The organism is Candidatus Devosia phytovorans (genome assembly GCA_029202405.1).
Lineage (GTDB): Bacteria > Pseudomonadota > Alphaproteobacteria > Rhizobiales > Devosiaceae > Devosia > Devosia phytovorans.
Genome location: CP119312.1, coordinates 1454755 through 1474671, shown reverse-complemented (window position 1 = coordinate 1474671; position 19917 = coordinate 1454755). Strand labels below are relative to the sequence as shown.

Genomic DNA, 19917 nt, shown 5'->3' with positions numbered 1-19917 from the left:
GCAACGGGCTTTTCGAATTCAAAGAGTAGATGCTTCAGGCCGCCTGGACGATTTCCACCAGCTCGACATCGAACACCAGGTCCTGTCCCGCCAGCGGATGGTTGGCATCGACCTTGACGCTGGTCTCGTCCATATCCACCACCGTGATCGGCAGCATGCCGCCGTCGCTGGTGCGCGCCTGCAATTGCGTGCCCACTCGCACGTCGATCCCCGAAGGCACCTTGGCCCTGTCCAGCGTCTGGATCGCCTCGGCGCGATGCGGACCATAGGCCTCGTCGGCGGGAATGGTGACCGTGCTTGAGTCACCCGGCTCCATGCCCGCGACATGGGCCTCAAGACCCCGGATCACCTGGCCTAGGCCAATGGTGAATTCCAGCGGTTCACGCCCCGTCGATGAATCAAACTGGGTGCCATTGGTCAAACGGCCTGTGTAGTTGATGCGGACAACGTCGCCCATCTTGGCTTCGCTCATGGCTGTTTCCTTCTGTGATGCGGGCGGAACATCATCGCCCTTTCCAGTGAGGCCGCGCGCCTTTGCGCACGACAGCGAGGGTCCAATGTAGGGACTGAACCGCAGATGTAAACCTCAGCCGCCGCCCGATTGTGCCACGGCCGCCTCGTAGGCCGCCTGCATCTGCGCCAGAGCCGACCGCTTCGGCGGCTCTGCACCCAGATGCAGATGCCGCAGCTCGTCCATGAAATCAGCCCACAAGGCGGGCCCGCCCTCATCGAGCACCATCGCCCGCGCCGCCAGTTCCGCACTGACCGGCAGGAAGCGCGAACCCCAGGCTCCAAGCGCCGCCATCACCGGCACAAGCTGGATCGCCTGTTCGGTCAGGCTATAGATCGTGCGCTGCTTGTGGTTGGGATCACCGGCCGCCGTGAGAAAACCCTCTTCCGTCAGATGCTTGAGCCTGTTGGCGAGGATATTGGTGGCAATCCCTTCCAGCGAATGGCCATGCAGCTCGCGGTAGCTGCGGAAATTGCCGAACATGATGTCGCGCAGCACGACAAGACTCCACTTGTCGCCCAGCACTTCCACCGACAGATTGATCGGACAACCAGAACGCACGTCCACGCGACTCTCCTGCTTCGCACCGCTTTACAAGTTGTAGCACAGGGCGCAGACTAGTTGCACATTACAAGCGGTTCACAAATTTGTTGAGACGATGTCGAACATGACATTGCTCATACGTCTATAGGGCAGGATATCGGGAGGCATCTGTCAAATGGAACGCAATTACGGTTGGGTCATCGTCGCCGCCGGCGCGGTCATCACCTGTCTGGCCATGGGCGCCATGTTCGCCCTGCCAGTCTATCTTCAACCCATCTCCGATCAGACCGGCTGGACCCGCGCCGGCATTTCCGGCGCCATGACCATCGGTTTCATCGTCATGGGCGTCGCAGGATTTCTCTGGGGGACGCTCACCGATCGCATCGGCGCCCGCCCCGTGGTGCTGATTGCCGCCTGTACCTTGGGCCTCGGCCTCTTCATCGCCAGCCGCGCCAATGACCTGCTGGTCTTCCAGATCGCCTATGGCGGTCTCGTTGGTGCATCGGGCGGCGCCTTTTTCGCCCCGCTCATGGCCACGGTGATCGGCTGGTTCGACAAACACCGCAGTCTCGCCGTTTCGCTGGTCTCGCTCGGCGCCGGCGTCGCCCCCATGGTGATCACGCCCCTGGCCACCATCCTCATCGAACAGATGGGCTGGCGCAATGCCATGATGGTGACGGCCCTTGTCGCGACCGCCATTATCCTGCCGACCGCTCTGCTGATCCGCCGCCCGCCCGAAAGCGTGGAAGACACGCCCGTCGGGGCAGGCAGCACCCAGCAGGCCGCGCAGGGCAATTCCATCCTTTCAGTGATGAAGCGCCCGCAATTCATCGTGCTGGCTGCCGTCTTCGCGCTCTGCTGCGCTGCCCATTCCGGCCCGATCTTCCACACCGTGAGCTACGCCATGCTCTGCGGTGCTTCGGCCATTGCCGCCGCCAGCATCTATAGCGTCGAGGGCGCTGCAGGCCTTGTTGGTCGCGTGGCCTTTGGCCTTCTCGCCGACCGCATCGGCGTCAAGCGCGTCATCGTCGGCGGCCTCGTGCTGCAGGCCGTCGGCATATACTCCTACATCTACATTGGTGAGCTGACCCAGTTCTACATGCTGGCCGCGGTGCTCGGCCTCGCCTATGGCGGCGTCATGCCGCTCTACGCTGTGCTCGCCCGCGATTATTTCAGCCCCCGCGTCATGGGCACCGTTCTCGGCGGCATCACCATGACCTCATCGATCGGCATGGCCATCGGCCCGGTTGGCGGCGGCTGGCTCTTCGATACCTTTGGTGACTACCACTGGCTTTACGTCAGCTCTGCCGCCATCGGCCTCGCCGCAGCCCTGGTCGCCCTAACCTTCCCCGGCCGCAGCACGCCCGAGGAACCGACTGGCACGCTGCAACCAGCCTAAGCAACATTGGCAACGACGGCGGTGGCATCACCATCGTCGTCGTCGCCGCCCTCGGCATAGGCCCTGGACAACTGCCGGTACTGCGGCGAGTTCATTGCCAGGATGGTGACCACCACCCCGATCGCCCCGGCCACCGTGAAGACCAGCGCGATACCGCGATCCGGCCCGGTGCCGAACCAGCCACCGATCGCCTGCGCACCCGCACCATCGGTCATGAAGGGAATAACCACGAACTGCGTCAGCGGCCCGATCAAAAAGGCCGTCAGCGGCGACGCCGATTGCTCGATCGACTGGGCAAAGCCGAACACCCGACCCTGCCGCTCCAGCGGCACCACCTTCTGCAGCGTCGTATGCTCGGCCGCTTCGGCAAACGGCCCCAGGAACATCCAGATGGCGCAGCCCGCCGCCAGCAGCCAAATGGAAGGCTGGATGGTGAAGAACACACAGGCCGTCCAGGTTATGACATTGACCAGCAGCAACGTCCGCAGCGGGTTCTTGCCAAGCCCCACCTTGGAAATGACGATGCCGCTGATGATGAAGGCCGTCGACAGGGCGCCAAACATCAGCCCCCACACCTGCACCGACACCAGCGACAGCCCATAGGCATCGAGCAGTGCCATGAACACGCCGCCGAGGAAGTTGTTGAACGTCGCAAAGAAGATCAGCGCAAACAGCCCCGGCACCGCCGCGATCACCGCAATGGTGCCCTTGATATCCACCCGCTTGGGCTCCGCCACCTCGCCCTCGGCCGGCACGACCCGTCCCTCGTCCAACGGCACGAAATGCAGATGCGCAAAGGCAATCAGTGTCAGCACAAGCGCCAGCACCAGCGTCGCCAGCATGCCGCCCCAAGCGACAAGAAAACCGCTGATCACCGATGTGGTCAGAAAGCCGATGCCACTGACCATGCCCACCAGCCCATTTGCCTTGTCGCGCTCGCCTTCGGGGATCAGCATGGTGACCAGCGTCGGCAGCGCGATGGAGCGGATATTGCCCGCGATCACCCCCAGCATGATCAGCAGCACAAAAGCCCATAGATACCAGCCATAGGGATTGGCGAAGGCTCCCTCCGGCTCCAGCAGCACCATGGCCAGCGACAGCGTGTAGAAGCCTGCCGAAACCGCGCTCGATCCCATCATCGCTAGTTTCTTGGAATTGTGGTCGACAATGCTGCCCAGCCAGAATCCGAAGGCGGCGGTAAAGATCAGATAGACGCCGGCGATCATGCCCGTAGCAAAAACCGAGTGAGTCTCCAGATAGACCCAGAATGTCAGCGCGAACCACACGGTAAAATTGGTGATGTTGGCAATGAGATTATTGCCCAGAATCTGGTGGAAAGGGGTCATTTCGGTCCCGCCGCACTCGCTTGCAGAATTTTGTCTGAACGCTGATAGTACTATGCTGGTTCGCGATGACATTTGCCATGTCAGTCCGCCAACATGTGTCAGTATGCAGATCAAGGACGCATCGCGTCCCGCCGTGCCGACAGTCTCAATTTTCCAAAAACCCTGTCGACGCGGTGTCCGAGCCACAGAGAGGTCAGCGATGGAAAATCAGGTCAAGCAGCGTGCCTACCAGCTTTGGGAAGCAGACGGCCGTCCGGAGGGCAAGGACAAGCAATATTGGCTCGCTGCAGAAGCCGAAGTCACCGCGCCAGATGGCAAACCTGCCAAGGCGCCGCGCAAGCGTGTCGCCAAGGCGAAATAGCCTCTACAGACCGATCATGCGCGGCCAGTAGACGTCGCTGTCGAAATCGTCCGGAATGGGCGACAGGCAGGCAATGGCCTTGGCGGCAAACTCAACCTGCAGGGCGAAATGCTTGATGTCGGCGGGCATCGCGTGACCGGTGATAAATTCGCGGGTCCGCCATTCCTGGAGCTTGCAGCACTTGAGGCGGCGCCGGGCTTCCGCCTCGACATCTTCGACGAGAACCGCTGTGCTGGCAGACCTGGTCTCGTGCCAGGCCGGCTCAGTCCATTCCCTGTTACCCTCGATCACCGCGAAACGCACTTCCAACTCCGAAACATGAAGCGCCGGATTGGCGCTATTTCATTCATCAGAATGTCACACTCCCCTTACCGAAGCGGTAATGAGGGGGCTTGGCAAGGCCCTGGACCATGCTAGCGTGGCATACATGACCATCCTTTATGTCATGGCTGCCCAAGCCGAATTCGGACCGCACCTGCAGGCCCGCATCACCCCGCTGCTCACCGGCATCGGTCCCGTGGAGGCTGCCGTGATGACCACGCGCGCCCTCGCCCAAGCCACCCAGAACAGCGCCCTGCCAACGCTCGTCGTCTCGCTCGGGTCAGCCGGTTCACGCGTGCTGGAGCAATGCGGGCTCTATCAGGCCAGCACCGTCTCCTACCGGGACATGGATGCCTCTGCGCTTGGCTTTCCCAAGGGCCAGACGCCCATGCTCGACCTCGCGCCCGTCCTGCCGCTGACCACCATTCCCGGCATTCCCACAGCGACGCTCTCCACCGGCGCCAATGTCGTCTCCGGCGCTGCCTATGATGGCATCGCTGCCGAAATGGTGGATATGGAAACCTATGCCGTGCTGCGCGCCTGCCAGGCCTTCGACGTGCCTCTGCTGGCCCTGCGCGGCATTTCGGATGGCGCCGAAGAGCTCGGCCATGTCGATGACTGGTACCAGTACCTGCATATCATCGACGAAAAACTGGCTGCCGCGATCGACCTGATCGAGGCCTCTGCCCTCAGCCCTGCTTAGCGGCCGCCGCGGCCTTCTTGTCCCGCCGCGCCCGGCTCCACGTGCTCCACTTGCGCGAGCCGCGCACGATGGCCGAATTGACCGGCCCCTGCAGGATGACGAGATCGATGGCCAAGAGAAGCAGGCCCAGCGGCAGCATCCAGATGCCCAGCACGGGCAGGAAGCTGAACACCCCGCCCAGCACCAACAAAATGCCCAGCGGAATGCGGATCAGCCGCGACTCCGGCCGGCGCAGCCGCTCCAGCAGGCGCGCGGCCGCATCGGGAATACGCTTCTGCAGGCGCTCGAACTGGCGGTTGAGGCGGGCGTGGCTCTTGGAATGCATCGTCATGTCCCCTCTGTGGCGCGTCTACACTACCATCTGGGATGACAATCGCGACCTTCCAAGGGCCGCCGTATCACTTTTTCACCGGCAACGCCTTGGCCTGCCACCGGAACTTCCCGGCTCAGTTTGAGTTGAGCGTGCAGACACATCAACGCGGAGCGTCAATCATGGCAAGCACTATTGGCAAACGGACCCTCAGGGCACTGGAAAAGGACGGCTCGGATCTGCAGGACGCCCTGCTCGACCGCATTTCGGATCTGCGCAGCGAATTGGCTGACCTCTCCAAGGCGGTCAACAACTATGGCGGCAACACCTTCGACGACATCCAGCACAACGCGCTGGCCATCGCCAAGGAAGTCCGCCACCAGGGTTCCGTGGCGCTGCGCGAAGCCAACAAGCAGGCCCATGTGGCGACCAAGGCCGTGCAGGAGAACCCGATCCCGGCCCTCGCCGTCCTCGGCACCATTGCCCTGCTCTCGGCACTGCTCTTCCGCCGCGACTAGAGCGTTTTCAGCAAGAGTGGCAGCCACTTTTGCTGTTCGAAAACGCGACAATGCAGGCTCTTCCAGCCTGTGGAAATTCAGGTTTTGCTAACCCTGCTGGCAAAGCCAAGGTTAAGCCTATTGGGGCATTTTTGGTCAAACTTGCACTATTGCAACAGACCGGAGATGCCCCATGGCGCTTTCATCAGCCATTTTGCGAACCGCCGCGCTGGCCGTCGTCGCAACGAGCCTGGGCGGCTGCAGCTTTTTCGGCATAGAATTCGGCATGGCCCAGCTTTCCGAGAAGGAATGCATGATGCGCGCCATGTATTTCGAATCCAACCGCTCGAGCCCTGACGGCATGCTGGCCGTCGGCACGGTGGTGATGAACCGCCTGCACGACGCCCGCTATCCCCATTCGGTCTGCGGCGTCGTTGGCCAGAAAAACCAGTTCGCGCAAGGCGTGCTCACCAAAAAGATGACCGACAGCGGCGCCATCCTCGCCTCGCAGATGGCCGACCAGGTCCTTGCCGGCGCCCGTCACCCCGGCGTGCAGAACGCCCAGCATTTCCACACCGCCGGCCTGCGTTTTCCCTATAACAACATGTACTACGTGCTCGAAGCTGGCGGCAACGAGTTCTACGAAAAGCGCACGCCCGGCACGTTCTAGAGTGTGTCCAGCAGGCGGGCGTCCGGCCTTGCGAGGCGAAAGCCCTAGAAGTCGCCGCCAAAATCGAAGCCGCCGTCGCCCATGTCATCGCCGCCGTCGAAATCATCGGGCGCATCCTGCTCGCCATTGTCGACCGGCTGAAGCTCCTCTGCCTGTGCCCCACCGGCAAACATCCCGGCAATGGCGCTGCCCAGCAGCATGCCGCCGGTGACGCCCAGCGCCGTCTGCGCTGCGCCGGCCAGAAACCCGCCACCACCACGCCGGTCATTGCCCTCGTCACGATCCCACGGCCCGCGCGCCCGCGCCGGTTGCCGCTGCTCGGCGCCCCAGCCATCACGCTGGCCGCCACCCTCCAGTTCCTCGATCCGGGCGCGTGCCTCGCGCAGCGCCTGTTCCTGCATGAGAATGGTCTGCGCCATGTAATAGGGCGCCGGCGGATAGTCGCGCAGCCGCTGCTGGATCAGCGCTTCGGCATCGCGGTCGCGCGGCGCACTATTGCGGGCCACATCCTCGATCCGGTTGAACAGACCCTCGATTGCCTCATGGTCTTCGCGATTGGCCATCCTGCATCTCCCGTGATTTGTCTTGTCAAAGACATGGGAAGGTCATGGCGCGGTTGCAATACCCGTTAACTCTGCCTCAGAAATGCCACGACTTCGCCCAAACTTTGCCCGCCACAATTGTCACGACGCCGTGATCGACACTCAACGTGCCGAATCTAAAGGGAAAAACATTCAATGACGACCAGGTTTCTTTTGCCGATTGCCGCTCTCGCCATGCTGACCCTCGCTGCCTGCAGCGACCCGCAGACCCCTGCCGAAGCCACGCCCGCCACCCCCGCTGCCGAAGCGCCCGCCGCTGAAGCCGCTCCGGCCGCCGCCGCGGCCCCGGCTGCTGCCGCAACCACCACGGCACCCGCCGCCGCTGCTGCCGCCCCCTCCGCCATGACCCCGGCCGACGCCGCCAACATGACCCCGGAACAGGCCATGCAGGCGATGCAGGCCCAGGCCGCTACCCTGACCGACGAGCAGAAGGCCGAGACCGTCGCCGCTGCCCGCAAGGCCGCCGAAGACGCCGGCAAAGCCCAGGGCCTGACCGACGAGCAGATCGCTCAGGCTGCCGACATGGCCGAAGATGCCACCAAGCAGATGCTCGGCATGGAATAAGCGTCGCCACGTTTCCGGCACCTGCCCGGACGCGTTATCGGTAGCTCATCTGTTACGCAAAATTCGCCCCGCAACCACCTGGTATGCGGGGCTTTTACTTGGCTATGCCGACCCGCAGTACATAGCCGATCACGACGGCAACTGCCTCATAGAGTTCAAGCGGAATCGTATCGTCCAGCTCTATGCCGCTCAGCGCCTCGGCCAGCACCGGATTGGCCTCGATCACCACACCATTCTCCTCCGCCAGCGCCACGATGCGCTCGGCGACCAGCCCGCGCCCTTTGGCCACGACCTTGGGTGCTTCGCGGCTGCCCTTTTCATATTGCAGCGCAACGGCCAGCGCGCGTGAGCGCTCCTCCTCGCTCATGTGCGCGCATCCACAAAATGGCCCGCGGATTCAGGCGGCGGTGGAACATGCGGTTCGCCATGGCGCACGATCACTGCACCCGGCTTCAGTCCCGCCTCGACCAGCCCCTCGCGCAGAGCGTTGACTTCGGCATCGAGCGCCGCCGAGGTTTCCGGCTCGGTGGCCCACAGCATCACCCCGGCCGTACCGGCCCGCAGCGACACCTGCGCGCCGACTTCCCCCATGCTGGGCAGGTTGATGGCAAAGCGCATTTGCCAGCCCCGTTCGCCTTCGCTGCCGCCCTCGCCGCCCTCGTCGCGATGGATTTGCAATTGCATGGTCGTCTGGTGCTGGCCGATCAGCACCGGCAGGTCCATGCTCCAGTCCGCCGTCTTGGCCGCCTGGTCGGGCATCGAGGCATGCTGGTGCATGCGCGTCCGCGCCAGCGCTGACTCGGTCCGCTCCAGCAATTGCCGGCCGATCTCCTCGGGCGCATCGGCTACGTCGAGCATGGGCGCATCATGCGCCCGGGCCCGCGGTGTAATCCCCTTGAGCGGCGGCGGCACCTGCGCCACCGCGGTCAGCGCTGCCTGGTTGCCCAGCCAGTTTACCAGCGTCTGCCGCAAGGTCAGGAGAGCCGACTTCATGTCCGTCTGCGGCAAGGGCAACTGCCCCTTGGCCAGCGCCGCCTCCTGGAACACGCCCGAGCCGCGCACCGCCTGTTGCAGTGCTGCGCCATCCAGCTTGCCATCGATCGCCATGCGGCCTGCCATCACCATCTGCGCCGCCCGCGCCACTGGCTCGGGCAACACCACCTTGCCGGCAATGCTGCTCAGCGCCGCCGTCAGGTCCGTCACCGGTGCCTGGCGCGGTACCGCATTCTGCATCATCTGGTTGAGCGCCGCCTGGGGCGTTGCCGGCTGCTGCGGATTGGGCATACCCGACGTGTTGCTGGCCAAGGCGTTGCTGCTGCCACCGCCCACCGGCGCCGCCGCCAGAACAGGCGCCACATCGCCGCGCGGCGTGTTCGAAGCCGGGGCCGGCTGGTTCAGCGCCGTTGCTGCAGCAGCCACCGCCGCCGGATTGGGCAGGCCCGGCGAAGCCTGCGGATAGAGCGGCGCCACCGTCTGTGGCACGACCTGTTGCGTGACTTGCACGGTAGTTGCGGTCGTCACCGGAGTGGCATTGGCCGGAGCCGCTGGCGTCTGCGTCGGCGCCATGGGCGCTGCCGGCTGTGCGGCTGCTGTCTGCGCTGGCAGGCCCGTCTGCGGAACCTGTGCGCCCTGCGCGGGAGCGGCGCTTGTTGCCGCCTGCCCGCCCGTCAAATTTGTCGCTGTCGGTGTCTGAGGCGCCGTCACATCCGGCTGGTTGCCAAACTGCGCCTGCACCATGGCCTGCTGCGCTGCCTGCACCGCCGCTTGTGGGGGCGCCGCAGCAGGCATGGCCGGCTGCTGAGGCAAGGGCATGTTGATCTGCGTGGGATTGGCCGGTGCCGGGCTCGCCGGCACATTGGGCTGGGCCGCCACCTGCATGGCAAGGCGCATCTGCTGGCCCTGACCCTGCACTTCGAGCCGGATCGTTTCCCCGGCATTGACCGCCACCGGCAGGTTGAGGCTCACCACCTGGCCGCGGATCTCGACCTGTGTCGCCCCATTCTGGCCGGGCCCGACGACCCTCGCCTCGATGGTCTGTCCTTGGCGCAATGGCAGGTTGGGCAGACTTTCGGTCCGCTGTGGGCTGACGCGTGGCAGATCCGGAGGGATCACCATAGTTCAATCCTCAACCGCCCCATGCGGCGCGCCATTCTAGCGCCCAGACCTATGTATGACTACTGAACTTAGTCGGGACGAATGTCGGTATGGCTCTTGGTTGCCGGCTTGCCCTTGAACGTCACCCAGAAGAAGTTGAGCGTATAGGTGCCCGCCGTGCGGAACACGCCCTCCGATTCAAGGCGCCGGCCCGAGGTCTTCATCTTGAGGGCGAAGGTCCATTTGACCGCTCCCACCTTGGACAGGCGCACGGCGACGTCCGTGTCTTCGCCGAAGAACACGATCGAGCGGTCATAGCCACCGACGTCTGCCCAGGCCTGGCGCTTGAAGACGAAATTGCCCCCCTGCACCACCGAGCCGACGCGCAGCACGAAGCGGTTGACCGCATAGATCAACCAGGTGAGGCCATAGAACATGCCGACCAGGAACCGGTTCCAGGCGCTCATGTCGTAATAAACATAGGGCCCGCTGAGGCAGACGAGCTTGGGATCCTTGGCGAACTCGCGCAGCACCGTATCCAGCCAGCCTTCCGGCACGATCGTGTCGCTGTCGATATTGGCGATCAGCTCATAGCCCTCGCTGGCGGCAAAGCCGGCGTCGCGCGCATTGACCAGACCCTTCTTGGGCTCGTCGACCACCCGCACGCTGGGAAAGCTGCGGGCGATCTCGCCGGTGCGGTCGCTGGAGGCATTGTTGACCACGATGATGTCGGCATCGGCGTCAGAACGCGCGATCTCGGCCACCACCGACTCCAGGCATTTGCCGATCAGGGCCTCTTCATTATAGGCCGGAATGACGAATGCCAGTTTCATCTATGCCTCTTGCTGGGCTCAACGCGGCAGGCCGCAATCTGCTGCCAATAGCCCCAGTCTGCGCCCACGGCAACAGAGGCACCGGCTTTTCCCAAGCCCATTGGGCGAGACGGACCGGTCTAGCCGATCCGTCAGCCCGCATGGGATCAGCCGATATAGTCGCGCTTGCCGATGGCGACGCCGCCGTGACGCAGGATGGCGTAGGCCGTGGTCACGTGAAAATAAAAGTTCGGCAGGGCGCGTTCGGTCAGATAGGCGAGACCATTCATCGTCACGTCCTTGCCGCCAAGCTTGAGCGTCACCTCGCGTGCCTCGCTGCCGTCGAGATCCTCGCGGCTGACGGTGGCCAGCAGGTCCAGCGCCTTGCGGATGCGTACCCGCAGCTCGTCAAACGTCTTCTCGGTATCCGGCCAGGACGGCACCTCGCGACCCGCCAGGCGCGACACGGAGCCTTTGACATGGTCTGTGGCGATCATCACCTGACCACGGAACGGGATCATGTCGGGCGCCAGGCGCATATCGGCAAACACCGCGGTGTCGAACTTGCGTTCGGCGGCGCTGGCTTCCGCCGTGTCCATGATGGCGAGGAGGTTGGTGAGCATGCGGGTAAAGACCGGCACGGTCACGTCATAGACGGAGATCGTCATGGCATTGTTCTCTTGATTGTCGCATCCCGAACGGGAACAGACTAGATGGGTCTGCATTGTGCAGCTGGCAAGGCGATTTTATGCGTGCGGATAAAGACAAGCCCGAAGACCACGAAGACAAGACCGGGCTCGCCCGGCTCCGCTCGACGCTGCGTCAGCTCTACCATGGCTCCTCACCCACCGCGCTGCGCTTCCAGTTCGCCGTTCTGGTCGTCGATCTGGCCATCATCGCCTTCTTCATCGCCACGCCTCTGCTGCGCGGCAAGGAGGCCTTCCTCTGGTTCGACTATTCCATCGCGGCGCTCCTCGCCGTCGACCTGATCGCCCGTGGCCTCGCCGCCACCGACGTGCTGCGCTGGCTGCGCCAGATGCCGGTGATCATCGACATCTTCATCCTCGCAACGCTTCTGGCCCCGATCTGGCTGGTCAATCTCGGCTTCCTGCGCATCCTGCGCCTCTGGACCCTGACGCGCACCTCGACCTTCTGGAAGCCGCTCAAGAAGCGCGGCTGGGGCCTTTATCAGGAACCCATCCAGGCCGTCGTCAACCTGATGGTCTTCCTCTTCGTCGTAACCGGCTTCGTCTATACCGCCTTTGCCAATCGCGGCGATGACCCAAGCATCGAAGGCTATATCGATGCGCTCTATTTTACCGTGGCGACCGTCACCACCACCGGCTTCGGCGACCTGACCCTGCCCGGCACCGCCGGCAAGCTGGCCTCCATCGTCATTATGATCATCGGCATTTCGCTCTTCGTGCGCCTGGCCCAGGCCATCTTCCGCCCCGCCAAGGTGAACTTCCCCTGCCCACAATGCGGCCTGTCCAAGCATGAACCCGACGCCGTCCATTGCAAGGCCTGCGGCCACCTGCTCAACATTCCGGACAGCGGCAACCACTAACGCATTACAGATAGACGCACCCTGAAGCAGGCCCCGGGCAATTGACCCTGCACGAGGTCCAGCGCCCCGTTCATCCGCGTCACGATCTGCCGCGAAATGGCGAGACCGAGCCCGGCGCCGCTCTGCTGCACCGCACCACGCTGCCCACGGGCGAATTTCTCGAAGATCAGCTTGCGCTCGCCCCGGGCAATGCCTGGCCCATTGTCGGCAAAATCGACGGTATAGGCGCCCGCCCGCACCGAAGAGGTGATGCGCAGCACGGGGCTGCCCGCATCATTGTATTTCACCGCATTGGATATCAGGTTGATGAACACCTGGCACAGCCGGTCCGCATCGCCCTCGACCATCGTCGCCTGCGCCCGCCCACCCTGCTCCACCGCCACGCCATGCTGCCGCAACAGCGCCTCGCAGACGGTGAGCGCCCGGTCCAGCGCCGCCTCCGCATCCACCGGCTGGTTCTCCCAGCTGCGCTCACCTCTCTCCAGCGCCGACAGGTCAAGTATCTCGTCCAGCAGCTTGGTCAGCCGCAGGCTCTCCTGGTGGATCGTCGACACGAAGTGCTGCCGCTTCTCCGGCGCAATCCCGTCACCCTCCAGCAGGATTTCCGAGAAAGAGCGGATGGACGTCATCGGCGTGCGCACCTCATGGCTCACCTGGCTCAAGAACTCGTCCTTCTGGCTGTCGAGCTCGCGCAATTGCGAATTGGCATCTTCCAGCTGCTGCGCCGTCGAGCGCAATTCGGCCGAGGTCTTTTCCAGCTCCTGCGAATAGCTGATGACCTGCTGCGTCTCGTCGGCCATCTGCATCATCTCTTCGAGCGACACATCGCTGCCGGATACGACCTTGGACAGCATGACATGCGCCGAAGCCGCGCCGATGGACCCCGCCAGTTCCCGCTCCAGCCGCCCGATGAAGCCTGGCGACGGCTCAATCATGTCCGGATCAACGCCATTTTCCCGCGCCTCCGTTTCGAACAGCGCCGCCGCCCGCGTCTCCCCCAGCACGCGCTCGGCAACGAAATAGAGATCATTAGCCGTCGCCGATCCCGGCACGAAATTGCCGCTCGGCACATTCCCGCGCCTGAACACATCGACGAACACACTCGCCTGGATCCGCTCCAGCGCCGATTGGCTGGTCAGCAGCGATCCCGTGGTCAGGATCAGCACATTGGCCGAGATGCTCCAGAACGCCGCATGCGTCAGCGGGTCCAGCCCCTCCAGCCCGAACATCGCCTCCGGCCGCAGCCAGGAAATCCCCCACGGCCCCTGGCTCAGCAGCAGCGCCACCTGCGGCGACACCGATTCAAAGCTTGGCAAAAAGCTGCACCACATCCAGAAGACAAACCCCGCCGCAATCGCCGCCGTCGCGGCCTTCAGCGACGCATCGCGCCAGAACAGCGCCGCGATCACCGCCGGGAAGAATTGCGCGATGGCGGTAAAGGAGATCAGCCCGATCGGCGCCAGCGCATCGGAATCGCGCGTGAAGAAGAAGTAGAAAAACCCCATCGAGAGGATCAGCACGATCGAAATCCGCCGCGCGAACAGCACGAGGCTGGTCACCCCCCTGCCATCGCCCCCCGGCGCGCTGAACCGCAGGATCAGCGGCATCAATATGTGGTTGGAGACCATGATCGACAGCGCGATGGATTCAAGGATGATCATCGACGTGGCCGACGAAAATCCGCCGATGAAGGCAAACAGCGCCAGCCCGTCCTGCCCGAAGGCCAGCGGCAGCGTCAGCGCAAACATGTCCGGATTGGAGCCCGCCGGCATCTTGGTCAGCCCGAACACCGCAATGGGCAGGATGAACAGGCTCATCAGCAGCATATAGGCAGGAAAGGCCCAACTCGCGACGCGCAGATGCGCCTCGTCCGAATTCTCCACCACCGTCACCTGGAACTGTCGCGGCAGGCAGACGATCGCCGCCACCGACAGGCCCAGCGTCGTCAGCCAGCGCGCGTCGAACGTGCTCTCCGCATCGACCGACACGCCCAGCCGCGCCCCCTCGGCAAAGATCGCCTCGAAGCCGCCGCCCACATAGACGACGAAAATCCCCACCGCCACCAGCGCCGTCAGCTTGACCACCGCCTCGAAGGCGATCGCCGCCACCACGCCGTGATGCTGCTCCTTGGCATCGACATGCCGTGTCCCGAACAGGATCGTGAACAGCGCCATGCCCGCGGCAATGCCGAAGGCCAGCCCCACATCGTCGATCCCCTTGAGGCTCCCCTGCCCAAATTCCGACGCCCCCGCCACCGCCTGGATGGACGAGGTCACCGCCTTGAGTTGCAGCGCGATATAGGGCGCGATCCCCACCACCGCGATGCAGGTCACCAGCACCGCCAGCCGGTTCGACTTGCCAAAACGCGACGACAACAGGTCCGCCACCGAAGTAATCCGCTGCAGATGACTGATCCGCACCAGCCGCCGCAACAGGAACCACCAGCCGACAAACACCAGCGTCGGCCCCAGATAGATGGTCAGGAATTCCAGCCCCGAGCGTGCCGCATTGCCCACCGCGCCATAGAAGGTCCAGCTCGTGCAATAGACCGAGATCGACAGCGTATAGACCGCCGGTGAATGCAGAAACGAGCGCTTGTTGCTCCGCGCCCGCCGGTCCCCGAAATAGGCCAGAACGAACAGCAGCCCGACATAGCCGATCGCCGTGGCGATGACGAAATCGGCCGACAGCATCAGCTATCCCCGTCGCGCGGCAACTCGTCCCGCGGCATGGCATGCGCCAGCAGCGCCGTCCCCACAATGAGCAGTACCCATACCGCGAACAGATAGAAAACGATCTGCGGAATGCCGAAATGCGTGATCCTCTGGTTGAACACGAAAACCAGCGGCGGCAGCATCAGCAACGCCCCCAGCGTGCTCAGCCACAGCATGCCACCGCGGATCCTACGCAGCCGGTCCATTGCCATCCAGCAATTGCCGCACCGCGCCCACCACTTCGGCATTGGCATAGGGCTTGGTGACAAACACATCAGCCCCCAGCTCCTCGGCGATCCGCCGATCCTGCTGCTGTCCCTTGGCCGTCAGGATCAGCACCGGTAACCCCCGCGTATCCGATCCGGCGCGGATTTGTTTGAGCACATCAAAGCCGCTGCGCTTGGGCAGCATGACGTCGAGCACCAAGACGCGCGGTTTCAGCCGCCGCACCGCATCCAGCGCCGCATCGCCATCGGTTACCGAGCTGATGCTCCAGCCAGCCCGCCGCAGGATGAAGTCGAGCGATTCCAGAATGCTCGGCTCATCCTCGGCAATGAGAATGTCGATTGCCAAAGTCCCCCCTTTGCACCCGCGGTCTCCCCTCCGCAGATTGCGACATTAGAGCGCAATAGTCCGGGAGCGCCAAGCTCTAATGCAGCGGCAACAAGGGCCCGCGCGTCCGCGACTGCCCCGCCGTCGGCGATAGCGCCTCCTCCTGCCGGCTCGTGCAATCGTAGCGCGTACACAGCCGGCAACTCGGCCCCACCAATATGTCCGCGCCCAGATCCGAAAGATCCAGCCCCTCGGCATAAACCGTCCGGTCCGCCTGCAGCACATCGCAGGCCAGCATCACCGATACCGCAACCGCCTGCTCGCGAAACGAGGCCGTCCGCCGCTGCACCGTCCGCGCCAGGAACAGATAGCGCGACCCATCGGAAAACCGCACCACCTGCCGCTGCAATGCATCGGGCGAACGAAACGCCCCATAGATCGCCCACAGCGGACAGGCATGCCCGCTATTGGGCAGCAACAGCCCCGGCAGCGGAAAATGCTTGGTCAGCCGCCCGGCAGGGTCCGAGCGCAGAAATCCAAAGGCAATCCCCTCCTGGCCCGGCCTGCGCAGCGACACCAGCCGATGCGCCACCTGCTCGAAGCTCGCATTATACGCCTGCCGCAAATGATCCACGTCATAGGCGCAGGCTTCGGCATCCTCCAGAAACCGCGCATAGGGAAAGATCATCGCCCCGGCGAGATACGATCCCACCGCCCGCGACGCCAGCCGCCTTGCTGTCGGCGTCGACAGCGTCGCGCTCTCCAGTGCTACCGCGACAGCCTCTGGCGCCGCCAACTCGCCATAGAGCCGCGCCAATTGGAACTGCCGTGTCGCCAGCATGCTCGCCCCATGCAGCCACATGCGCCTGGTCCTCGGATCGAACCGATACTGCCCCGGATAATCCGCCTCGTCCGGCACCCCTCCAACGCGCACCGAAACGCCGAATCGTTGCTCCAGCAGTTCGGTCAGCGTCCCAATGCCAAACGCCCCCGCCCGCTCGATCTCGTCGCGCAGCCCCTCGGCCGCCGCCTCCAGCATGGGAAAGTGGTTCTCCCGCTCGATGAGTAGGTCGTCGATCTCGCGCGCCGGCGACAGGCTGCGCTGCATCTGGCTGGCCGTATCGAACTGCCCGATCAGGTTGCGCGCCACATCCGACAGCGTCCGGCTGTCCCGCCCGATCGCCGCCAGAAATTTTTGGCGCTCCGCTTCGTCGAGGTCCCCCACATCCTCCAGAATTTCCGCACTCGAGCGGATGGCGGTGATCCCCGACAAGATCTGATGCAGCAGCTGGCTCAGCAGCGGGTCCGAGCGCAGCCGGTCGGCATAGGCATCGGCATTGCCCACCGCCGCCACATATGCCCGGTGCAGCCGCGACAGCGCCCCCGCACTGGCCGGATATTGCGCCACCAGCTCGCGTCTTTCGTCCGGCTGAAACGGCAGCGACTCAACCAGCGGATCGGCAAAGGCCTCTTCGAGATCCTGCAGTAGCTTCTGCTCGCTCGTCCCGGCCAGCTCGTCGATATCCACCCCGAGCTGGCTCGCCACGCGGTTGAGCAATGCCCCGCCGATGTCGCGCTTGTTGTTTTCGATCAGGTTCAGATAGCTCGGCGAAATGCCGACCAGCCGCGCCAATGCAGCCTGGGAAATCTTCAGCGATTTCCTGCGGTTGCTGATGCGGAAGCCAATGGGCGCACGCATGAAACCAGTCCTCCCGCGCGCCCGTCTGTCAATTGATTGACTAATACTGCGGCGCGACAGAACAACTATTTACAGAATATCACTGCAATTACAATGCGCTGTTGCCGTCGTTTTCTCCTCCTGCCCATAATCCACACTGCGGCGAGTTGCTGGCTATGTATCGGCGACCCCGCGCAAAAGGAGGAAATCAATGACACTTTTGAAGCGTGGATTGACACGTCGTCGGGTGCTCCAGACCGGCCTCGCCGGCATCATCGGCACCGGCGTAGCCCCTCTCGTCTTCACCAGGGGCGCCTGGGCGCAGGAGGAATTCTGCAACAATCCCACCGGGGATACTGTCACCTTCGGCCTCAACCTGCCGCTGACCGGCGCCTATGCCGAGGAAGGCGCCGACGAGCAGAAGGCCTATCAGCTGGCCATCAAGCATCTCAACGGCGAGGGCGATGGCGGCCTCATCGGCGTCCTCACGCCCACCGCCCTCAAGGGCAACGGCATCCTGGGCAAAAAGGTCGCCTATGTGACCTCCGACAGCCAGACCAAGGCCGACGTCGCCCGCGCCGGCGCCACCCGCATGATCGAGCGCGACGGCGCCATCATGGTCACCGGTGGTTCGTCCTCCGCCGAAGCCATCGCCGTGCAGGGCCTCTGCCAGGAAATGGGCGTCATCTTCATGGCGGGCCTCACCCATTCCAACGACACCACCGGCAAGGACAAGCGCCGCTACGGCTTCCGCCACTTCTTCAACGCCTATCAATCCGGCGTCGGCCTCGCCCCAGTCCTTGGCGCCGAATATGGCATGGACCGCCGCGCCTATCACCTCACCGCCGACTACACTTGGGGCTGGACCCAGGAAGAATCCATCAAGAACGCCACCGAGGCTCTGGGTTGGGAAACCGTCCAGGCCGTCCGCACCCCGCTCGGCGCCGCCGACTTCAGTCAGTATCTGACGCCCATCCTCAACTCGGGCGCCGACGTGCTGATCCTCAACCACTACGGCACCGACATGGTCAATTCCCTGACCCAGGCCATCCAGTTCGGCATGCGCGACCGCCAGGCCAACGGCAAGGATTTCCAGATCGTCACGCCGCTGATCTCCGAGCTCATGGCCAAGGGCGCCGGCGAAAACGTCAAGGGGATCTTCGGCACCTCCAACTGGCACTGGAACCTGCAGGATCCGGGCACGATAGCCTTCACCAAAAGCTTTGGCGCCGAATACGGCTCCCCGCCGTCCCAGGCCGCCCATACCGCCTATGTCCAGGCCCTGCTCTATGCAGACGCGGTGGAACGCGCCGGCACCTTCTATCCGCCCAAGGTCATCGAGGCCCTCGAAGGCCACGAATTCGACGGCATGGGCAATGGCGCCACGCTCTATCGCGCCGAAGACCACCAGTGCATCAAGAATGTCCTTGTGGTGCAGGGCAACGAAAGCCCGAGCAGCGAATATGACGTACTCAACATCGTCCAGGAAATCCCGCGCGACGCCGTCGCCTACGATCCCGCCATGTTCGGCGGCGACCTCGGCCCGGCAGAGCCTGTCCCGATGTGCTGATCCATCTGCCCGCCCCTCACGGGGCGGGCAAGTCTTTCAGTCCCGGCACCGCGCGCCTGGAGTATTCGTCATGTTTGAAGTCATCTTCCTGCAATTCCTCAATGGCCTCGACAAGGGCGCGGCCTACGCCCTCATCGCCCTGGGCCTCACCCTTGTTTTCGGCACCCTGGGTGTCGTCAATTTCGCCCATGGCGCGCTCTTCATGCTGGGCGCTTTCTGTGCGGTGCTGTTCCGCCAGCTGCTGACCCTCGAAACCGTCACCATTGATCCCGAACAGCTCTCCCCCTGGGGCTCACCGCTGGAAATTCGCGAACCGCTGGTCCAGGCCTGGTTCGGCGATTTCGGCGCCGTGCTGGTCAATTACTCGGTGCCCTTCTCCATCATCGCCACCATTCCCGTCATGCTGCTGGTCGGCATTGGCCTTGAGCGCGGCATCATCAAGCACTTCTACAAGCGCCCCCATGCCGAACAGATCCTCGTGACCTTCGGCTTGGCCATCGTGGCGCAGGAAGTCATCAAGTCCGTCTTCGGACCCAACCCCATTCCCCAGCCCATGCCCACCGATCTGCGCGGCGCGGCCGATATCGGCGCCTGGTTCGGCATGCAGGCCAATGTCATCACCTATCCGATCTGGCGGATGATCTACTTCCTCTTCTCCGCCGCCATTATCGCCGGCGTCTTCGCCTTCCTCCAGTTCACCACCTTCGGCATGGTGGTCCGCGCCGGCATGGCCGATCGCGAGACCGTGGGTCTCCTCGGCATCAACATCGACCGGCGTTTCACCATCATGTTCGGCCTTGCCGCCGTGGTCGCGGGCCTGGCCGGCGTCATGTACACGCCCATCCTGCCGCCCAACTATCACATCGGCATGGACTTCCTGGTGCTGAGCTTCGTCGTGGTGGTCGTGGGCGGCATGGGCTCCCTGCCCGGCGCCGTCGCTGCCGGCTTCCTGCTCGGCATCCTGCAATCCTTCGCCTCGATGACGCAGGTGAAGGCCCTCATTCCCGGCATCGACCAGATCATCATCTATCTCGTCGCCGTGGTCATTCTGCTCGTCCTGCCGCGGGGCCTCTTCGGCCGGCGTGGCGTCATGGAGGCCTGAT

Annotated in this window: 23 protein-coding genes; 9 read left to right on the top strand and 14 right to left on the bottom strand. The window is 63.8% G+C overall.

The features are described from left to right. Positions 1 to 34: 34 nt before the first annotated feature. Together P0Y65_07480 and P0Y65_07475 are read right to left on the bottom strand one after the other, a co-directional pair. On the bottom strand, positions 35 to 472 hold the full coding sequence (locus P0Y65_07480) for a peptidylprolyl isomerase (protein WEK06086.1): 438 nt from the start codon (positions 470 to 472) through the stop codon (positions 35 to 37). Positions 473 to 586: 114 nt separating this feature from the next. Then, positions 587 to 1078: a helix-turn-helix domain-containing protein gene (locus P0Y65_07475; protein WEK06085.1), complete on the bottom strand. Its 492-nt coding sequence runs from the start codon at positions 1076 to 1078 to the stop codon at positions 587 to 589. A gap of 151 nt (positions 1079 to 1229) precedes the next feature. Between P0Y65_07475 and P0Y65_07470 the strand changes: the two genes are divergently transcribed. Then, positions 1230 to 2453, top strand: a complete 1224-nt coding sequence (locus tag P0Y65_07470) for an MFS transporter (GenBank protein WEK06084.1) — start codon at positions 1230 to 1232, stop codon at positions 2451 to 2453. Here P0Y65_07470 and P0Y65_07465 read toward each other — a convergent pair. Beyond that, the gene (locus P0Y65_07465; protein WEK06083.1) at positions 2450 to 3799 is read right to left on the bottom strand and encodes an MFS transporter; all 1350 of its coding nucleotides are present in this window, start codon (positions 3797 to 3799) and stop codon (positions 2450 to 2452) included. The two genes, P0Y65_07470 and P0Y65_07465, sit on opposite strands and share 4 nt — an antisense overlap. A gap of 199 nt (positions 3800 to 3998) precedes the next feature. Between P0Y65_07465 and P0Y65_07460 the strand changes: the two genes are divergently transcribed. Then, entirely contained in the window at positions 3999 to 4160 is a 162-nt protein-coding gene (locus tag P0Y65_07460; GenBank protein ID WEK06082.1) for a DUF2934 domain-containing protein, read from the top strand. Positions 4161 to 4163: 3 nt separating this feature from the next. On the opposite strand, the gene P0Y65_07455 is transcribed toward P0Y65_07460, so the two are convergent. After that, positions 4164 to 4463, bottom strand: coding sequence for a hypothetical protein (locus P0Y65_07455; GenBank protein WEK06081.1), 300 nt, complete (start codon positions 4461 to 4463; stop codon positions 4164 to 4166). Positions 4464 to 4587: 124 nt separating this feature from the next. Here P0Y65_07455 and P0Y65_07450 point away from each other — a divergent pair, with 124 nt between their 5' ends. Next, positions 4588 to 5184, top strand: a complete 597-nt coding sequence (locus P0Y65_07450; protein WEK06080.1) for a 5'-methylthioadenosine/S-adenosylhomocysteine nucleosidase — start codon at positions 4588 to 4590, stop codon at positions 5182 to 5184. On the opposite strand, the gene P0Y65_07445 is transcribed toward P0Y65_07450, so the two are convergent. Further along, the gene (locus tag P0Y65_07445) at positions 5171 to 5515 is read right to left on the bottom strand and encodes a hypothetical protein (GenBank protein ID WEK06079.1); all 345 of its coding nucleotides are present in this window, start codon (positions 5513 to 5515) and stop codon (positions 5171 to 5173) included. The genes P0Y65_07450 and P0Y65_07445 overlap by 14 nt on opposite strands. Before the next feature lie 161 nt (positions 5516 to 5676). Here P0Y65_07445 and P0Y65_07440 point away from each other — a divergent pair, with 161 nt between their 5' ends. Both P0Y65_07440 and P0Y65_07435 read left to right on the top strand, forming a co-directional pair. Continuing rightward, entirely contained in the window at positions 5677 to 6012 is a 336-nt protein-coding gene (locus P0Y65_07440) for a hypothetical protein (protein WEK06078.1), read from the top strand. A gap of 172 nt (positions 6013 to 6184) precedes the next feature. Then, positions 6185 to 6661 carry a cell wall hydrolase gene (locus tag P0Y65_07435; GenBank protein ID WEK06077.1) on the top strand — a complete coding sequence of 159 codons (477 nt, stop codon included), beginning with the start codon at positions 6185 to 6187 and terminating at the stop codon, positions 6659 to 6661. Between the two features lie 44 nt (positions 6662 to 6705). Here P0Y65_07435 and P0Y65_07430 read toward each other — a convergent pair whose 3' ends face one another. Next, positions 6706 to 7224: a DUF2076 family protein gene (locus P0Y65_07430; protein WEK06076.1), complete on the bottom strand. Its 519-nt coding sequence runs from the start codon at positions 7222 to 7224 to the stop codon at positions 6706 to 6708. Between the two features lie 174 nt (positions 7225 to 7398). Between P0Y65_07430 and P0Y65_07425 the strand changes: the two genes are divergently transcribed. Next, on the top strand, positions 7399 to 7827 hold the full coding sequence (locus P0Y65_07425; protein WEK06075.1) for a hypothetical protein: 429 nt from the start codon (positions 7399 to 7401) through the stop codon (positions 7825 to 7827). Between the two features lie 94 nt (positions 7828 to 7921). Here the strand turns inward: P0Y65_07425 and P0Y65_07420 are convergent, their stop codons facing one another. From P0Y65_07420 to P0Y65_07405, 4 genes are all read right to left on the bottom strand, one after another. Beyond that, positions 7922 to 8194: an EscU/YscU/HrcU family type III secretion system export apparatus switch protein gene (locus P0Y65_07420; protein WEK06074.1), complete on the bottom strand. Its 273-nt coding sequence runs from the start codon at positions 8192 to 8194 to the stop codon at positions 7922 to 7924. Continuing rightward, complete coding sequence (locus P0Y65_07415; GenBank protein WEK06073.1) at positions 8191 to 9942, bottom strand: flagellar hook-length control protein FliK; 1752 nt, start codon at positions 9940 to 9942, stop codon at positions 8191 to 8193. Before P0Y65_07415 ends, P0Y65_07420 begins: the two co-directional genes overlap by 4 nt. A 68-nt stretch (positions 9943 to 10010) precedes the next feature. Then, entirely contained in the window at positions 10011 to 10754 is a 744-nt protein-coding gene (locus P0Y65_07410; protein WEK06072.1) for a glycosyltransferase family 2 protein, read from the bottom strand. A 146-nt stretch (positions 10755 to 10900) separates the two neighbouring features. Continuing rightward, entirely contained in the window at positions 10901 to 11401 is a 501-nt protein-coding gene (locus P0Y65_07405; GenBank protein ID WEK06071.1) for a DUF1993 domain-containing protein, read from the bottom strand. Positions 11402 to 11481: 80 nt separating this feature from the next. Here P0Y65_07405 and P0Y65_07400 point away from each other — a divergent pair, with 80 nt between their 5' ends. After that, positions 11482 to 12300 (top strand): ion channel, encoded by an 819-nt coding sequence (locus P0Y65_07400; GenBank protein ID WEK06070.1) that lies wholly within the window; start codon positions 11482 to 11484, stop codon positions 12298 to 12300. Here P0Y65_07400 and P0Y65_07395 read toward each other — a convergent pair. The 4 genes from P0Y65_07395 to P0Y65_07380 form a co-directional block, all read right to left on the bottom strand. Continuing rightward, positions 12297 to 14993 (bottom strand): sensor histidine kinase, encoded by a 2697-nt coding sequence (locus tag P0Y65_07395; protein ID WEK06069.1) that lies wholly within the window; start codon positions 14991 to 14993, stop codon positions 12297 to 12299. The two genes, P0Y65_07400 and P0Y65_07395, sit on opposite strands and share 4 nt — an antisense overlap. Next, entirely contained in the window at positions 14993 to 15190 is a 198-nt protein-coding gene (locus tag P0Y65_07390) for a hypothetical protein (protein ID WEK06068.1), read from the bottom strand. Before P0Y65_07390 ends, P0Y65_07395 begins: the two co-directional genes overlap by 1 nt. 13 nt (positions 15191 to 15203) lie before the next feature. Continuing rightward, complete coding sequence (locus P0Y65_07385; GenBank protein WEK06067.1) at positions 15204 to 15587, bottom strand: response regulator; 384 nt, start codon at positions 15585 to 15587, stop codon at positions 15204 to 15206. Positions 15588 to 15663: 76 nt separating this feature from the next. Beyond that, positions 15664 to 17265, bottom strand: coding sequence for a short-chain fatty acyl-CoA regulator family protein (locus tag P0Y65_07380; GenBank protein WEK06066.1), 1602 nt, complete (start codon positions 17263 to 17265; stop codon positions 15664 to 15666). Positions 17266 to 17455: 190 nt separating this feature from the next. Between P0Y65_07380 and P0Y65_07375 the strand changes: the two genes are divergently transcribed. After that, positions 17456 to 18814 carry a substrate-binding protein gene (locus tag P0Y65_07375; GenBank protein ID WEK06065.1) on the top strand — a complete coding sequence of 453 codons (1359 nt, stop codon included), beginning with the start codon at positions 17456 to 17458 and terminating at the stop codon, positions 18812 to 18814. A 70-nt stretch (positions 18815 to 18884) separates the two neighbouring features. After that, entirely contained in the window at positions 18885 to 19916 is a 1032-nt protein-coding gene (locus P0Y65_07370) for a branched-chain amino acid ABC transporter permease (protein WEK06064.1), read from the top strand. Position 19917: the final 1 nt, after the last annotated feature.

What these genes read in the sequence shown, in the direction of transcription:
- P0Y65_07410 (WEK06072.1), bottom strand. Translation starts at nt 10,754, where the DNA reads ATGAAACTGGCATTCGTCATTCCGGCCTATAATGAAGAGGCCCTGATC.
- P0Y65_07405 (WEK06071.1), bottom strand. Translation starts at nt 11,401, where the DNA reads ATGACGATCTCCGTCTATGACGTGACCGTGCCGGTCTTTACCCGCATG.
- P0Y65_07450 (WEK06080.1), top strand. Translation starts at nt 4,588, where the DNA reads ATGACCATCCTTTATGTCATGGCTGCCCAAGCCGAATTCGGACCGCAC.
- P0Y65_07425 (WEK06075.1), top strand. Translation starts at nt 7,399, where the DNA reads ATGACGACCAGGTTTCTTTTGCCGATTGCCGCTCTCGCCATGCTGACC.
- P0Y65_07380 (WEK06066.1), bottom strand. Translation starts at nt 17,265, where the DNA reads ATGCGTGCGCCCATTGGCTTCCGCATCAGCAACCGCAGGAAATCGCTG.
- P0Y65_07445 (WEK06079.1), bottom strand. Translation starts at nt 5,515, where the DNA reads ATGACGATGCATTCCAAGAGCCACGCCCGCCTCAACCGCCAGTTCGAG.
- P0Y65_07400 (WEK06070.1), top strand. Translation starts at nt 11,482, where the DNA reads ATGCGTGCGGATAAAGACAAGCCCGAAGACCACGAAGACAAGACCGGG.
- P0Y65_07420 (WEK06074.1), bottom strand. Translation starts at nt 8,194, where the DNA reads ATGAGCGAGGAGGAGCGCTCACGCGCGCTGGCCGTTGCGCTGCAATAT.
- P0Y65_07435 (WEK06077.1), top strand. Translation starts at nt 6,185, where the DNA reads ATGGCGCTTTCATCAGCCATTTTGCGAACCGCCGCGCTGGCCGTCGTC.
- P0Y65_07375 (WEK06065.1), top strand. Translation starts at nt 17,456, where the DNA reads ATGACACTTTTGAAGCGTGGATTGACACGTCGTCGGGTGCTCCAGACC.
- P0Y65_07395 (WEK06069.1), bottom strand. Translation starts at nt 14,993, where the DNA reads ATGCTGTCGGCCGATTTCGTCATCGCCACGGCGATCGGCTATGTCGGG.
- P0Y65_07470 (WEK06084.1), top strand. Translation starts at nt 1,230, where the DNA reads ATGGAACGCAATTACGGTTGGGTCATCGTCGCCGCCGGCGCGGTCATC.
- P0Y65_07460 (WEK06082.1), top strand. Translation starts at nt 3,999, where the DNA reads ATGGAAAATCAGGTCAAGCAGCGTGCCTACCAGCTTTGGGAAGCAGAC.
- P0Y65_07480 (WEK06086.1), bottom strand. Translation starts at nt 472, where the DNA reads ATGAGCGAAGCCAAGATGGGCGACGTTGTCCGCATCAACTACACAGGC.
- P0Y65_07440 (WEK06078.1), top strand. Translation starts at nt 5,677, where the DNA reads ATGGCAAGCACTATTGGCAAACGGACCCTCAGGGCACTGGAAAAGGAC.
- P0Y65_07370 (WEK06064.1), top strand. Translation starts at nt 18,885, where the DNA reads ATGTTTGAAGTCATCTTCCTGCAATTCCTCAATGGCCTCGACAAGGGC.
- P0Y65_07415 (WEK06073.1), bottom strand. Translation starts at nt 9,942, where the DNA reads ATGGTGATCCCTCCGGATCTGCCACGCGTCAGCCCACAGCGGACCGAA.
- P0Y65_07390 (WEK06068.1), bottom strand. Translation starts at nt 15,190, where the DNA reads ATGCTGTGGCTGAGCACGCTGGGGGCGTTGCTGATGCTGCCGCCGCTG.
- P0Y65_07430 (WEK06076.1), bottom strand. Translation starts at nt 7,224, where the DNA reads ATGGCCAATCGCGAAGACCATGAGGCAATCGAGGGTCTGTTCAACCGG.
- P0Y65_07465 (WEK06083.1), bottom strand. Translation starts at nt 3,799, where the DNA reads ATGACCCCTTTCCACCAGATTCTGGGCAATAATCTCATTGCCAACATC.